Origin of the sequence: Niastella soli (assembly GCF_017742245.1) — a bacterium.
GTDB classification, from domain to species: domain Bacteria; phylum Bacteroidota; class Bacteroidia; order Chitinophagales; family Chitinophagaceae; genus Niastella; species Niastella soli.
The window spans coordinates 109,802-123,837 of record NZ_JAGHKO010000005.1 but is presented as its reverse complement, the minus strand read 5'-3'; the positions used below and the strand labels follow the sequence as shown (position 1 = coordinate 123,837).

Sequence of the window (14,036 nt, the reverse complement as noted above, 5' to 3'; positions counted from 1 at the left end):
TAGCTCTTAATTATTTCGTATTAAGTATTTGGCTTAAACTTTTCACTTCCATCGTAGTTATAGTCCTCCAATGTCCAATCAATTACCACCTCTTTTATCCACTCTGTAAGCGAAGGATTTGTTATCTCCGGAGGATCATCAACTGTATATGGATAATCATGTTGCCAAAATATCACATTACATGAATCATCATCAATATAACGGGTATCAAAACAATAATGGTTACCACCGCCATCTGGTGAAAAAGGAATTAGATAATCGTACATTGGATTCGCGACTTCCTCATGTTCTAATTTATAGTTCTTGTCAAGGGAAAATTCCCAGGTTTCTTCGCCTACTCCATAAATAATTGTACCCATTAAACTTAAACCGTTAATTTTTCTTACCAACTCAATATAGTCCTTGGGCAATTTTATATTATGATTTCTTTCAAACGCAATTATAGATTCCTCACTCACAGGTGCTTTTAACGTAATTATTTTATCCGAGAATAACAATAGTTCTTCGATTAAATTATTTATAGTCATTCACTTATTTTTACAAACCATTTGATAGCATTATCGTAATCATAAGGGGTTAAATTCAGCATTGGTTAGTGGCTCATAGTCTTCCTTAAACCGGTGTTCTAATATATCCTTTGCGGCCTGGCGTAACGGTATAACTACCCGGCGGCAGGACTTCTGCTGTTTCTTGTAAAGTAACTCACCACGAATATCCGGGCTTTCCAAGACAGAAAAGTCGGAGAACCGAAGGCCGGTCAAACAACCTAATACAAAATCATCGCGATAGGGTTGAAGGAAAGCATGGCCTGTGAGATCTAATTTCCATATTTTTTCAATTTCTTCCCAGTTAAGATATTCAGCATCCACTTCCTCGCCTACAACATCCCAGTCACTTAAATCAATAGTTGCTATAATCTTTTTCTTCGCTCGGTTTATTAAAAAGGTGCGTAGTTGGTTGACTGTTTTACCAACGGTATTAATTTTCATGCCTCCTCTGCACCACTTCGCTAACAATATATCTGCTTCGAAATATCTCCTTTGCGCCCCACTTTGGAGCCACCATATGATGCTTGTATTGTCCTTAACATTTCTACCTGATCCGCGAACTCGTTCCGCTTAGCGGACACGGAACCATATTATCATACAAATAAAAAAAGACCGTCATTGCTGACAGTCTTTCTTTCCTGAGGTTCCGAGCAGATTCGAACTGCTGTAAAAGGTTTTGCAGACCTCTGCCTAGCCGCTCGGCCACGGAACCATTTAACTCTAAGGTAACAAGCAGATTCGAATTATAAAAATCTTCAACTTCTGCCGAAATGGAGCGGAACCATTTCATACCCAACCCGATGGGGTGTGCAAAAGTAGGATATTTGTCGGATATTTGAACAACCTTTTTAATCCTTTTTTATGCAACGAATTCAGGAATCGGAATTGATCATCAATAATCGGGGGGCAGTTTACCACCTCGACCTGCGTCCAGAGGAGCTGGCCCATACCATTATCACCGTAGGCGACCCCGACCGGGTAGCCACGGTAAGTAAACACTTTGACCGGATAGAACACAAACGCAGCCACCGCGAATTCGTTTCCCATACCGGAATTTTAGGCAAAAAAAGACTGACCGTTATCTCTACCGGCATCGGTCCCGACAATATCGATATCGTACTCAATGAGCTCGATGCCCTGGTAAATATCGACCTCCTCACCCGTACCATCAAACCTCAACTTACCCAGTTGAACATCATCCGGCTTGGAACTTCCGGCGCCTTGCAGGCCGATATCCCTGTCGACAGTTTTGTAGTTTCTACCCATGGCCTGGGTATCGATAACCTGCTGAACTTTTACCGGTATGAAGAAAATGAGGAAGAAAAACAGCTGTTACAGTCATTTATTACGCAAACCCAACTGAGCCAACGCATTTCTCAACCCTATATCTGTGGCGGCAGCGCCCACCTGATCAAACATTTTGTAAACAACTTCCACCACGGCATTACTGTTACCTGTCCGGGGTTTTACGGCCCCCAGGGACGCATTTTACGTCTTGGATTAAGCAACCCACACCTCATTGACCGCCTCACCCAGTTTGCTTTTGGCCCTCACCGCATTACCAATTTTGAAATGGAGACCTCCGGCATCTATGGTTTAGGGAAACTGCTGGGCCACCATGCCCTGTCGATCAGTGCCATTGTTGCCAACCGCGTTACCAAACAATTTTCCAAAGACAGCCAGGCGGCCATTGAAGAATTGATCAAAAATGCACTGGAGATCATCAATAACTGGTAATTGAACCAAGTAAACAACAATATGTTATAATAAACAGGGCCTTTATGGTTCTAACCCTGTTTGTAGTAATATTGTAACAGGAACAATCAACTATGGAATTAATCTTTTACAAATACCAGGGAACAGGTAACGATTTTGTAATTCTGGACAACCGCGACGAACGTTATAATGGATTGACAAACGAACAGGTTCGCTTTTTGTGCAACCGCCGTTTCGGGATTGGCGCCGATGGGTTGATGTTATTGAACAATGCCAACGGGTACGATTTTGAGATGAAATACTATAATGCTGATGGCGGTGAAAGCACCATGTGTGGCAATGGCGGCCGCTGCCTGGTCAAATTTGCCTATAATATGGGCATCCGTAAAGAAAAATACCACTTTGTAGCTGTTGATGGCCCGCATGATGCCGAAATTGACGATAATGGCATCGTTAGCCTTAAAATGAAAGACGTGGATGGGATTAAAGACTACCACAGCGATTTTATTTTAGATACCGGATCACCCCACTACATTAAAATGACACACAACGTGTTGGATTTTGATGTTTACAAGAAAGGAAAAGAGATCCGCAACAGTAACACCTTTGCCCAAAATGGGATCAACGTAAACTTTGTTGAACGTAAAAATAACGATGAAATAATTGTACGCACCTACGAACGTGGGGTGGAAGATGAAACCCTTTCCTGCGGTACCGGCGTTACTGCCAGTGCCCTGGTATGCTACCATAACGAACGGGGTTTCAACGATGTAACGGTTCAAACCAAGGGTGGAAAATTATCTGTTGAATTCGATCGCACCGATGAGGATGTCTTTCGCAACATCTGGTTATGCGGCCCGGCCGAGAAAGTTTTCGAAGGAAGCTTAACAATTAACTAACTCCATATAGCCCCGACTGTTCTGTCGGGGTTTTTCATGCTGTTAATCAAAAATTTACTCCCTTTTAATCAAAAAGCGGCCTTACCTTTGCGCCGCCTATGATCCAGTACTTCAAAAATATTAATTATCAAACTATAGCGATCGACAAGCCCGAAAACGGCTCCTGGGTGAACATTCTGCCACCATTGAAACAGGAGGAGTTCTCAGAATTGTCCAATTCGCTCGATATTCCGCTCGAATTCCTTACCGACTCGCTGGATATTGATGAACGGACTCGTTTTGAAGAAGCTGATAATGTAAAGCTGCTGGTTATTAAGACCCCTACCGAAAACAACTCCTTCAACGAAAGCGACGCTTACTATATCACCATTCCTATCTGTATCATCATTACCCACAACCAGATAGTTACGGTGAATTCTTTCGAGAACGGCGCTATCAAGAAGTTCCTGAACACCTTCCAGAACCGGCATCCCGATAACCGGAAGATGATGGTGCTGAAGATCATTGAAAAGATCATTCAGACCTACCTCGAATATTTGAAAGAGATCAATCAACGTAGAAATATACTGGAACAAAAACTGTATGCAGCCAGCCGGAACGAACACCTGCTGCAGTTGATGCGCATCCAGAAAAGCCTGGTGTATTTTGTAACGGCCCTGCGCTCGAACGAAATGTTGCTGATGAAGATTGAGCGTACCAATTTCCTGGGTCTGAATGAAGATGAAAAAGAATTCCTGGGCGACCTTATCATCGATAACTCCCAGGCGTTGGAAATGGCCAACATTTATACCAACATCCTGAGCAGTACGCTCGATGCATTTGCCAGTATCATTGCCAATAACCAGAACGAAGTATTAAGACGTTTATCGGTTATTACGATCGTATTGTCGCTGCCCGTACTGGTTGCCAGTATTTATGGCATGAACGTACCGATCCCTTATGCACATTCTCCCTTTGCATTCTATATACCGGTATTTTTATCATTGGTGATCTCATTGGTAATTGGCTGGTTCTTTTTAAAGAAAAAGATATTTTAATCCATGTTCAACATACGTGTATACGGAATCCTCCTCGGTGAAAACAAACAAGTACTGGTAAGCGATGAATATATTCGTGGCGGCAATTATACCAAGTTTCCCGGTGGTGGCCTCGAATTTGGCGAAGGCACCCGTGATTGTTTAAAAAGGGAATTCATGGAAGAAATGAACCTCCATGTACATGTTGGCGATCACATCTATACTACCGATTACTTTCAAATGAGTGCGTTCAATCCAGAACACCAGATCATTTCTATATACTACTTCGCACACGCCATGGAACCCATTACAGTCCCCCTTCGTCAAAAACCCTTCGACTTCGACGAACAACAACTGGCTGTATATAAAGACAAAGGCGAAACAGAGACTTTCCGCTTTATTGACTGGAATGAATTTTCAGATGGTTCTGTCACCCTGCCTATCGACAAAATAGTAGCCAGGATGCTGAAGGCGATGTAATGTTTGGCTAAACGCCGGCAAAATATGTTTCTATTGTTTTCTTCTTCACTTTCCTGGCGGGAAGCCTATTCATCTTCTTTACAAAAGATACCGGCAGCGTTGCCTTAACTCCTTCTTTGTCATAAATGTAAATAAGACCGCCACTGTCCTTTATCCCAAATACATACCCTGTTCCCTCCCCTACCGACTCCTGGTCCTGACGGGATGGGCCTTGTACATAACTTATAGTTCTTATTTCGCTGGATTGTGAAAATTGAACCCGGTTGGGATTATGAGCATCAGCGAAATTTGTACGCTGCTCCAATAACGCATCGGGATGGCTATGATAATACACCAGCGCTTTTTGTTTGAGATATAAACTGGCGCCCTGTAAACATTGTGCATGAGAAAGATCCCCGGTTATACAGGTTACAGTACCGTCAGGCAAAACGACACCCCCATGTTCCTTATACTGGTGCGCATCACTGGTTGTGCATCGCGAAATGATGTTATCATACATCCGCCGTATGGTCCGCTTATCAAGTATGGGCACTATATTTTCCAGTACCAGCGGATCATTGATCTTACCATTCCGTATCAACCAGGCTACTTGCCGGGCCACTGGTCTTTCAATGTTTGACACCCATGCAGTATTATAATCAGCACTTAATTGTACAGTTGTATCATTGGGCGGTATATCGGCAAATACCTGCTGGTATGTTTTATTTGTTTTTATTACATAACTGGCCGGTTGCGCCGCATGCACATCGACCCATAATAATTTACCACGTTCATTATAATAGTATGCGGTATCATTCCAGGTAATATTGGCTAAGGCCATTTCAGGGATCGGCATCAGGCATACCAATAAAATAAAAAAGAAGCAATTGATTGGGTGGGAAGATAATAGATAAAGTTTCATGATGATAAGGTTCAACAGTTAACAATAAAACCCTGTATATCACCCTGAGTATGAGTGATAGTTATTAAGGGGCGAGTTAAAACGAAAGTAAATCCTGTGTCTGAAGCAATTCCAGGCTAAACCATAAACAGAGCAGTAGAATTAAAAACGGGCTGCAATAATATGCTGTACCAATTGATCAACCAAATTTACAACTTACAGAAAACACTTATGTGATTTTAACTTTTCTTAATGCATATGTAAGGAACTGATAACTATTATTTAATCCAATATGAGGCAAAATAATTTAAAGGTATGACTGCCAACGGCTCAATCGTGCACAGCATTATTCAGCCTTGTAATTGGTCCAAAAAAAGTAAGGGAACGGCCTTTCTGATGTCGGTACAATCTATTGCAGAAGCAACTACTAACGGTAAACAATATTAGTTTTTAAACAGCAGGCCGCCAAATTTCAAACAGGCGATTTTATCACGAATGCCCCGGCCATTTGTCACAAATCCGCGTGACTAATTATCGAAAAATAATATTATCATTTTTCGATACGCAGAAAGCGCTAACTGAGAAGTCTTCCAGATCACATCATGGCGGCAACCCCTGAGCAGGTTTTTCCGTACAGGTATTAAAAGTCGGAAAAATTGGGTGTTTTCACCCTTATAAAAAGTGACACACACGTGATAGCTATTCTACGTAAAGTACTTACCATATTAACCAATCACGAAAAAAAACAGTGGGCCCTGTTCACCGGGTTAACGTTTATTATCAGTATGGCCGATATTACCTCCCTGGCCATCCTGCTTTACATTATACATTTCTACACGCAACCCGTTGATACCATTCAACTTCCCAATGCATTGTTCAACCGTTCTTCCCTGCTGCTCATCATCCTGTTCTTTATAGTATATAGTCTGAAGAACCTGGCTGCCTATCTTGTTCAATCCCGGCAAACCCGGTTTGTGCACCAGGTTGCCTCCCGCATTTCGCGAAACAATATGTTACAATATCTTGAAGGGAATTATTCGGATTATATTCATACCGACTCTTCGGTATTCACCCGTAAGATCAGTTTACAACCCCTGGAGTTCTGCCAGCATGTATTGTTGTGTATGCAACAGGTGTTTACTGAAATGGCATTGATAATATTATCTATTGTAGCCATTCTGCTGTTCAATGCGAAATTGTTCCTGTTACTGCTTATCATATTACTGCCGCCGATTATTCTGGCAGGCTGGCTAACCAAACGAAAACTGCACCATGCACGCGACTATATAAAAAACAGCCGCACGGGCATGTGGCAACGCCTGCATGAATCCATTTCGGGTTTTGTGGAAAGTAATATTTACGAAAGGAACGAATTCTTTACCGAACGATATGCTATTGCCCAACAGCACCTCAACCAGCACCAATCATCCCTGCAATCATTACAGGCATTACCGGCCCGGTTGGCTGAAATATTTGCGGTGTTTGGCTTAATGCTGCTGATCGCCATCGGAAGTGGCGGATATGTCACCCTTGGAGCTTTTATTGCGGCTGCTTATAAGATCATTCCGGGCATTGCCCGCATCCTGAACGCGGTTGGACAAATACGCACCTATTCCTTTACTATTAATGACCTCGTACAACAAAACAGACGGGCCCAAAAACAACCAGACAAGAACCAACTTCCACCTATTTTTTCTATTACCTTCGAACAGATAGGTTTTTCTTACGATCATCACCCTATACTGAATAATTTTTCCTGTCAGTTACAACCCGGCGACCTGGTTGGCATCGATGGCCGTTCAGGCAAAGGCAAATCTACCCTATTGAATATCCTCCTGGGGTTTATTTCGCCCCATACCGGACAAATACGCATCAATCAACAACTGGTGGACAGCGGGCAACGAAAACAATACTGGCAACAAATAGCCTACGTAAAACAGCAACCCTTCTTCATATACGATTCGCTGCTGGCCAATATTACACTCAACGAACAGCCTCCTCATGAACAACGGTTGCACAAAGCCCTTGATATGGCAGGCGTTTCAGAATGGCTGTCGAAACTGCCAGCCGGCATAAACACCCCGCTTACAGAAAACGGAAAGAACATCAGTGGTGGTCAACGCCAGCGCGTTGCCCTGGCGCGGGCCTTGTATAAGGAGGCCAACGTACTTATTCTGGACGAACCCTTTAGTGAGCTGGATGAAAAAGCAGAAGAAAAACTGCTGCACCACCTGCAACAACTGGCGGCCGCAGGAAGGATCATTCTACTGATCACCCACAACAAAAAGAGCTTATCCTTTTGTAATAAGATTATAACCCTGTAATTCATCTCCCCAACCCTTTTAAATTGATCAGCGTATAGAAATCAGCAATCAAATAGCAACCTAAGCTTTCTTTTAAGCGTATCAGCATACAGGTGTGTAAACCAACACCCGCTAACCATTGGCAATTGAGATTATCAACCCAAACAATTCCTTATTGTGCAATTACCTGCCAACCGAAAATTGGACAAGTACCTTGGATACTGCCTTATAGGTATATTGCTGCCTGTTACCCGGCTGCTGGGCATTGCCATGCGCAGGGATCATTCCCTGCAACATCCACCCCAACACCTGCTGTTTATAAAATTACTGGGACTGGGCAGTCTGGTGGTAGCCTCCGATGCTATAAAGGCCATGCGGAAAAAATTTCCAACTACCCGTTTTATTTTATTGACAGATTCCAATATTGCCAGTGGTATTGAACCCTTTCATGTTTTCGATGAGATCTGGAAGATCGATACTAGCAGTCTGTCAATCACCATCAGTACTTCCCTGAAATACATAATACGGTCGTGGCAATTGCAAGATCTATGGGTGGCCGATCTGGAAGTATACTCAAAACTAACCACGGTTTATTCTTTATTGACCATGGCGCGAAACCGGTTTGGCTTCCATTTACAACCGGTATACTTTCGAAAATTTCTCAATACCCATAACATCCCATTCAACCAAACAGCCTGTCTGGAAGATAATTATTGCCACCTGGCGCAGGTGATCACCCAGGCACCCATACAACCCAACTTTGAAACAAGTCCCGTGCGTGCAAACGAATGGGATAAGCCTTATATAATCCTCAACAATACCTGTAGCAGCCTGGCCCCGGTGCGTAAACTACCTGATGAAACCCTGGCCGCTATTTGTAATTGGATCTTGACCCACACCCACTTCCGCATTGCCTTTTCAGGCACCCAAAACGACAAAGCCGCCATTGACCAATTCATCGATGGGTACCTGCCAGCTTATAAACAAAAAGGAAAACTAAATAATATTGCCGGCGTGCTTGATTTAGAAGCGTACTATCACTTTATTGCTGATAAAGGCGTTTGTATGGTCACCATCGATAGCGGTCCATTACATATTGCCCGTAAACTGGGTTTGCCTACGATCTCTATATGGGGGCCTACCAACCCCGCGAATTATTTAAACATCCCGCCTGGTGAGAAAAACAGACATTTGTTCCTGTATAATAAAGTGGCGTGTTCGCCGTGTGTGCATCACCATGAGCCTTTGCCTTGCGGCGGTAATAACTTCTGTATGAAAGACATTACAGCCAGCAGCATTACTGAAAAGATAAACGGTTTGCTGCAACATTTACAGGTAGATAAAGACCGCGTAGCCGCATTGGAGGCTGTTACGGGTTAGTGATGGCCCGCAAGGTATAAAAACCAAAACCGCGGTCCTTATCAGATAAATAAATGATCTCCTTTCCATTCACCAGTAATGCCTGCTTTTTTCGGTCGGGGGTTGAAGTAAGTTGTTTTCCTTTAAAATACACCTGGTTGTTTTTTATCTGAACCTCATTAGCAGAATAATCATGTATAGTATAACCAGTACTGGCCGTATGACTTCCCCTATCATCCCAGTAATAGTACACCAGTTGGTTTTCTTTTACTGCATATTCATACACAAATGGTAATTCTTCCCCAAACAGATAATTACTCTTATCCCGATGCGGAAATAACTTACCCGCGTCTGCCAGCAACAGTAAAGCCACAAAAGCACTAAAAAGCTTTATGGGGAACTGCATCCCTCCCACCACTATTAACACCCCAAACAACAACAACATCCCATACAAACGTGGGAACTGCAGTAGCAAGGGTTTTGCCGCCAAAGCAGAAACAGGAATAAAACAGATCAACAATAACAACGTCATGGCAGTAAACAGATAGAACTGTTTGCTGTTAGCCAGTGCGATCAATGGCAGCAGCAGCAGCACCAAAGAATAGCTGCTGCCATTGGGCGACAACAACAGGCTGGCAGCTATCCAACTGGCAAAGGCCAGCAGATAAGAAGCTTTTTTATGCAGGGTAATGCCAACACAACAAGCCAACAGCAGCGCTTTGAACAATACCATAGTGATCACAAATACCGGGGTGCTATTAAAGAACACCTGTGAATTTTGCACAGCATCGTATACAAACAGGTTCTTCAATAACATAAAGGCCGACTGAAAAATATAGGTATAACTATCGTTCAGATCGCCGTTATTGGCGCGCGGGAAAATAGTGAACACATAATACTGCCAGGCGGCAAATCCATTTAACAACACCGATGTCAACCCCAATAACAAACAGGCTGCCGCACAATAGGCTACCAGTTTATATTGTTTTTTTACCAGCAGAAAGAACAGGATCACCAGTGGGAACAATTTAAAAATGATGGCCACTCCCCATAACAAGGCGGCTACCACCGGTTTCCCTTTTTTATAAGCCATGAACCCCTCCAGCAACAAGGAAAATAATAACAGGTACGCCTGCCCAAAAAAGATGTTATTACGTAAGGGAATAAAAAAGATCACCGGCATTACCCAAAGGATCAGGGGCGGCAACGAAAAATACTTACTTGCCCGCGCCAACACCCATACAAACAGCACCGTAGAAAACAGGTTGAATAATATTTTGGAAACAGCCACCGGGAATATCAGGAATGGCGCCAATACAATTGACGTAAAGGGCGGAAAAGGCGCGTACGATACAAAAACACCGGTATATCCTTTCCGGGCTATCAATGCGTTCAGCGACCAGGCATCATATGCTGTTTCATAATTTCCCTGCAACAGGGCTTTACTGCCAAAATAATAACCGGCATAATCGGAAAATGGGGCGCTGGTGGCCCTGAAAATAAAATAGCTCAGCAAGATTGCCAGCAACAACAATGGATAATATGGACGGTATCGTTTCATGAGATTGGATATCAATACGGTGAAGGGAGAAAAGAGGTTGTTTGTGGGAGGCAACTTAATAACAATTTCCTCCGTAATTATCAACATGGTAAGCGTAATAATCCCAACATACAACCGGGAGCACCTTATTCAGGAAAGCATTTACAGCGTGTTGAACCAAACCTATAAGGATTTGGAGCTGATCATTGTCGACGATGGCTCTACCGATAATACCGAGGACATTGTACGCGCCATTCCCGATCCCCGCATTCAATATTATAAACTGCCGCATTCTGGCCGTAACGCCATCTCAAAAAATTTTGCTATCCGCCGGTCAACAGGCACATTGATCGCTTTCAATGATTCAGATGACACCTGGGTGAACACTAAACTGGAAAAACAGGTTGAATTATTAGCACAGCATCCCAATATTGGGTTTTCTATCACCGATGCCACCAACTATAGAACTGGCCAGATCATTTCAACTCGCACCTACGCTGTTCAGCAGGGCATTGAATATGCCAACATCTTTAATCGGATGAAAGAAAACCGCTTTGTAGTATACAACCCGACAATCCTGATGCGTCGCTCCTGTTTAGACATAACCGGTCTGTTCGATGAAACCATGCCCTATGGCGCTGAATTTCATTTTAATATTTTACTGGCCTTTTACTTTGATGCCGGCATTATATATGAGCCGCTATTATGGCGTTTGATCCACGGTTCCAATGATAGTATTCAGACACCCGTTGAAAATCTGGAAGGATTCATGAACACCTTTGAATACCTGTACAACAATAACATGGTATCAAAAAAATACCTCAACAAAGCCAAAAGCCATGCTTACCGTCAAATAGGCCATTTATTTAAACAGGCAGGGAACGGGAACGCCGCCCATCATAACTACAGGCAATCGTTAAAATACAATCTCTTACAGCCCATCTGCTACTGGCTGTTATTGAAAACCTACCGGCCTGATCAACTTTCCCCCGCAGGCAACTAAACCGGCCAATTATTCGTAAGATTCTCAATGACCCGAAAGTCCGGTTACAAATGAATAAAGTATTACTATTCAACCCAAGAAGTTCCAGAACCAAACCCAGGATCCCCAACTCCATTCTTTCTGTAGCTGCCGCTATTGAAGGATTGTTTGAGTATGCCATTGTTGATGGCAATCTGGAAACGGATCCCTGGGCCAAAATATACAGCTACCTGGCTACCGGTCAGTTCAAATATTTTGGCTGCACCTGTATGCCCGGCCCACAATTGAAACAATCCATTCCTATTTCAAAACAGATCCGGGAACAATTTCCTGAAGTCTGGATCATCTGGGGCGGTTATTTTCCATCTAATCAGCCCAAGGTAGTCCTGTACTCCGGTTTTGTTGATTTTATAGTAAACGGTCCGGGTGAAAAAAGCTTCCCCGCATTATTGAAGGCATTGGAAAATGACGATAACTATACCAGCATTCCTAACCTTGTATATATGGGCGAACAGGGCATAATCAAAACCGGTAAGGATGAATTGTACGATCAGGATGCCCTGCCATCTTTACCTTATGAAACCCTGAACAGTTTTTATCCGTTAAAACGTTACTTAGGTAAAACGTATCTGGGCACCCGCACCATCGCCTATCACAGCAGCATGGGCTGCCCCTTCAAGTGTTCCTTCTGTGCTGTGGTGCCCATTTACAATGCGCGCTGGCGGGGTAAAAGCGCCCAACTGATCTATCAAGATATTAAATACCTGAAAGATAAATACGGTGGTAACGCGATCGAGTTCCACGACAATAACTTCTTTGTTTCGGAAAAACGTACCGTAGAGTTTGCCCAACTCATTCAACCCGAAAACATGATCTGGTGGGGCGAGGGCAGAATTGACACCATCGATAAATACGCTGACAGATCGCTGGAGATCATGCGGGAATCGGGTTGTAAGATGATCTTCTTTGGCGCGGAAACCGGCAATGATGAGATCCTGAAAAAGATGGATAAAGGAGGCACGCAAAGCAGCGCGCAGATAAGGGCCTTCGCCGGGCGGATGGCCAAATTCGATATTATTCCTGAATACTCTTTTGTATTGGGTACACCCGCTGATACGCCAGAACAGGTAATGAAACAAATTGACCAGGACATCGCTTTCATCAAAGAGATCAAAAGCATCAATCCAAAAACCGAGATCATTATTTACCTGTATAGCCCCGTTCCAACTGAAGGATCTGAACTGTACAAGAAAGTATTGGAAAGTGGTTTTCATTTTCCGGAGAAACTGGAAGACTGGATCAGTCCGCACTGGGAGAATTTTGATCTACGTAAGAACCCATTAACGCCCTGGTTAACGCCTGAGATGGTTGATAAGATAAAGGATTTTGAAATCGTGTTGAATGGCTACTACCCTACTGTGTCAGACATCCGGTTGTCGGCCTTCAAACGCGGCATTATGCGCAGCCTGTCGGCTGTTAGATATAAAAGCGGCTTATACAGGAAACCATACGAGTTGAAAGTGTTGCAGCTGTTATGGAAGTACAGACAGCCGGAGATTGAGGGATTCTGAGCGGAGTCGAAAAATCAAAGAACGAGTGGATTGAGCGTAGTCGAAAGCCACCAGTTTTAAATGTATTATAAGTGAGACGAGCCATTAAACAGTTAACAACCCGTTTATACAAACCCCTGCTGGTAAAATACCTGTCGGCAACCCGCCTGTATACGTATAAGGGTATACGACTGGTGATACCACCCGCTGTTTTTCATCCGGGATTTTTCTTTAGCACCCGGTTATTGTTACGATACATCGCTTCGCTTCCTTTAAAGAATAAATCTTTGCTGGAACTGGGAGCAGGCAGCGGATTGATCGCCATGTATGCAGCCCGGCAGAGCGCCCAGGTTACAGCCACTGACATCAACCCGGTAGCTATTCATTCACTGGAAATGAATGCGCGCAGCAATCGCATTCCACTGACCATTATCAAATCCGATCTGTTCACGGACATTCCCCAACAGTCGTTTGATCTTATTGCCATCAATCCGCCTTATTATAAAAAACAACCACAAACCCCGGCTGAATATGCCTGGTATTGTGGCGAGGAAGGTGAATATTTTCAACAATTGTTCAGTGGGTTGAAACAGTATACACATGCACAGACAACTGTATTAATGGTATTGAGCGATGGATGTGATGTTGACATGATTAAGCGTATGGCAGCTGGTAATGGATTTAAAATGAATTGTGTGTTTACAAAAGCAAATTGGTTAGAAGTGAGCTATATATTTAAAGTTGAAAATTGACAAGGTGAGTT

General features: G+C 43.3%; 13 protein-coding genes and 1 tRNA gene. 9 read left to right on the top strand and 5 right to left on the bottom strand.

The genetic code is table 11. The features are described from left to right. Window positions 1-20 precede the first annotated feature (20 nt). The 3 genes from J7I42_RS21015 to J7I42_RS21005 form a co-directional block, all read right to left on the bottom strand. Entirely contained in the window at window positions 21-527 is a 507-nt protein-coding gene (locus tag J7I42_RS21015; protein WP_209140834.1) for an SMI1/KNR4 family protein, read from the bottom strand. A 39-nt stretch (window positions 528-566) separates the two neighbouring features. Further along, window positions 567-989 (bottom strand): site-specific integrase, encoded by a 423-nt coding sequence (locus J7I42_RS21010; RefSeq protein ID WP_209140833.1) that lies wholly within the window; start codon window positions 987-989, stop codon window positions 567-569. A 200-nt stretch (window positions 990-1,189) separates the two neighbouring features. Then, window positions 1,190-1,260 (bottom strand) — tRNA-Cys (locus tag J7I42_RS21005). Window positions 1,261-1,409: 149 nt separating this feature from the next. Between J7I42_RS21005 and J7I42_RS21000 the strand changes: the two genes are divergently transcribed. The 4 genes from J7I42_RS21000 (at window position 1,410) to J7I42_RS20985 (ending at window position 4,659) form a co-directional block, all read left to right on the top strand. After that, window positions 1,410-2,285 carry a nucleoside phosphorylase gene (locus J7I42_RS21000; protein WP_209140832.1) on the top strand — a complete coding sequence of 292 codons (876 nt, stop codon included), beginning with the start codon at window positions 1,410-1,412 and terminating at the stop codon, window positions 2,283-2,285. A gap of 92 nt (window positions 2,286-2,377) precedes the next feature. After that, complete coding sequence (gene dapF / locus J7I42_RS20995) at window positions 2,378-3,163, top strand: diaminopimelate epimerase (RefSeq protein ID WP_209140831.1); 786 nt, start codon at window positions 2,378-2,380, stop codon at window positions 3,161-3,163. 98 nt (window positions 3,164-3,261) lie between these two features. Next, entirely contained in the window at window positions 3,262-4,200 is a 939-nt protein-coding gene (locus J7I42_RS20990; RefSeq protein ID WP_209140830.1) for a magnesium transporter CorA family protein, read from the top strand. A gap of 3 nt (window positions 4,201-4,203) precedes the next feature. After that, the gene (locus J7I42_RS20985) at window positions 4,204-4,659 is read left to right on the top strand and encodes an NUDIX domain-containing protein (RefSeq protein WP_209140829.1); all 456 of its coding nucleotides are present in this window, start codon (window positions 4,204-4,206) and stop codon (window positions 4,657-4,659) included. 7 nt (window positions 4,660-4,666) lie between these two features. Here J7I42_RS20985 and J7I42_RS20980 read toward each other — a convergent pair whose 3' ends face one another. Further along, complete coding sequence (locus tag J7I42_RS20980) at window positions 4,667-5,560, bottom strand: hypothetical protein (protein WP_209140828.1); 894 nt, start codon at window positions 5,558-5,560, stop codon at window positions 4,667-4,669. A 671-nt stretch (window positions 5,561-6,231) separates the two neighbouring features. On the opposite strand from J7I42_RS20980, the gene J7I42_RS35640 reads away from it, so the two are divergent. Together J7I42_RS35640 and J7I42_RS20970 are read left to right on the top strand one after the other, a co-directional pair. Further along, entirely contained in the window at window positions 6,232-7,863 is a 1,632-nt protein-coding gene (locus J7I42_RS35640; protein ID WP_209140827.1) for an ATP-binding cassette domain-containing protein, read from the top strand. A 180-nt stretch (window positions 7,864-8,043) separates the two neighbouring features. Next, on the top strand, window positions 8,044-9,222 hold the full coding sequence (locus tag J7I42_RS20970) for a glycosyltransferase family 9 protein (protein ID WP_209140826.1): 1,179 nt from the start codon (window positions 8,044-8,046) through the stop codon (window positions 9,220-9,222). Here the strand turns inward: J7I42_RS20970 and J7I42_RS20965 are convergent. After that, window positions 9,212-10,762, bottom strand: a complete 1,551-nt coding sequence (locus tag J7I42_RS20965) for a glycosyltransferase family 87 protein (protein ID WP_209140825.1) — start codon at window positions 10,760-10,762, stop codon at window positions 9,212-9,214. The two genes, J7I42_RS20970 and J7I42_RS20965, sit on opposite strands and share 11 nt — an antisense overlap. On the opposite strand from J7I42_RS20965, the gene J7I42_RS20960 reads away from it, so the two are divergent. From J7I42_RS20960 to J7I42_RS20950, 3 genes are all read left to right on the top strand, one after another. Continuing rightward, the gene (locus J7I42_RS20960; RefSeq protein ID WP_209140824.1) at window positions 10,761-11,744 is read left to right on the top strand and encodes a glycosyltransferase family 2 protein; all 984 of its coding nucleotides are present in this window, start codon (window positions 10,761-10,763) and stop codon (window positions 11,742-11,744) included. The two genes, J7I42_RS20965 and J7I42_RS20960, sit on opposite strands and share 2 nt — an antisense overlap. Window positions 11,745-11,794: 50 nt before the next feature. Next, window positions 11,795-13,294: a B12-binding domain-containing radical SAM protein gene (locus J7I42_RS20955; protein WP_209140823.1), complete on the top strand. Its 1,500-nt coding sequence runs from the start codon at window positions 11,795-11,797 to the stop codon at window positions 13,292-13,294. A gap of 71 nt (window positions 13,295-13,365) precedes the next feature. Next, window positions 13,366-14,025, top strand: coding sequence for a methyltransferase (locus J7I42_RS20950; RefSeq protein ID WP_209140822.1), 660 nt, complete (start codon window positions 13,366-13,368; stop codon window positions 14,023-14,025). Window positions 14,026-14,036 lie beyond the last annotated feature (11 nt).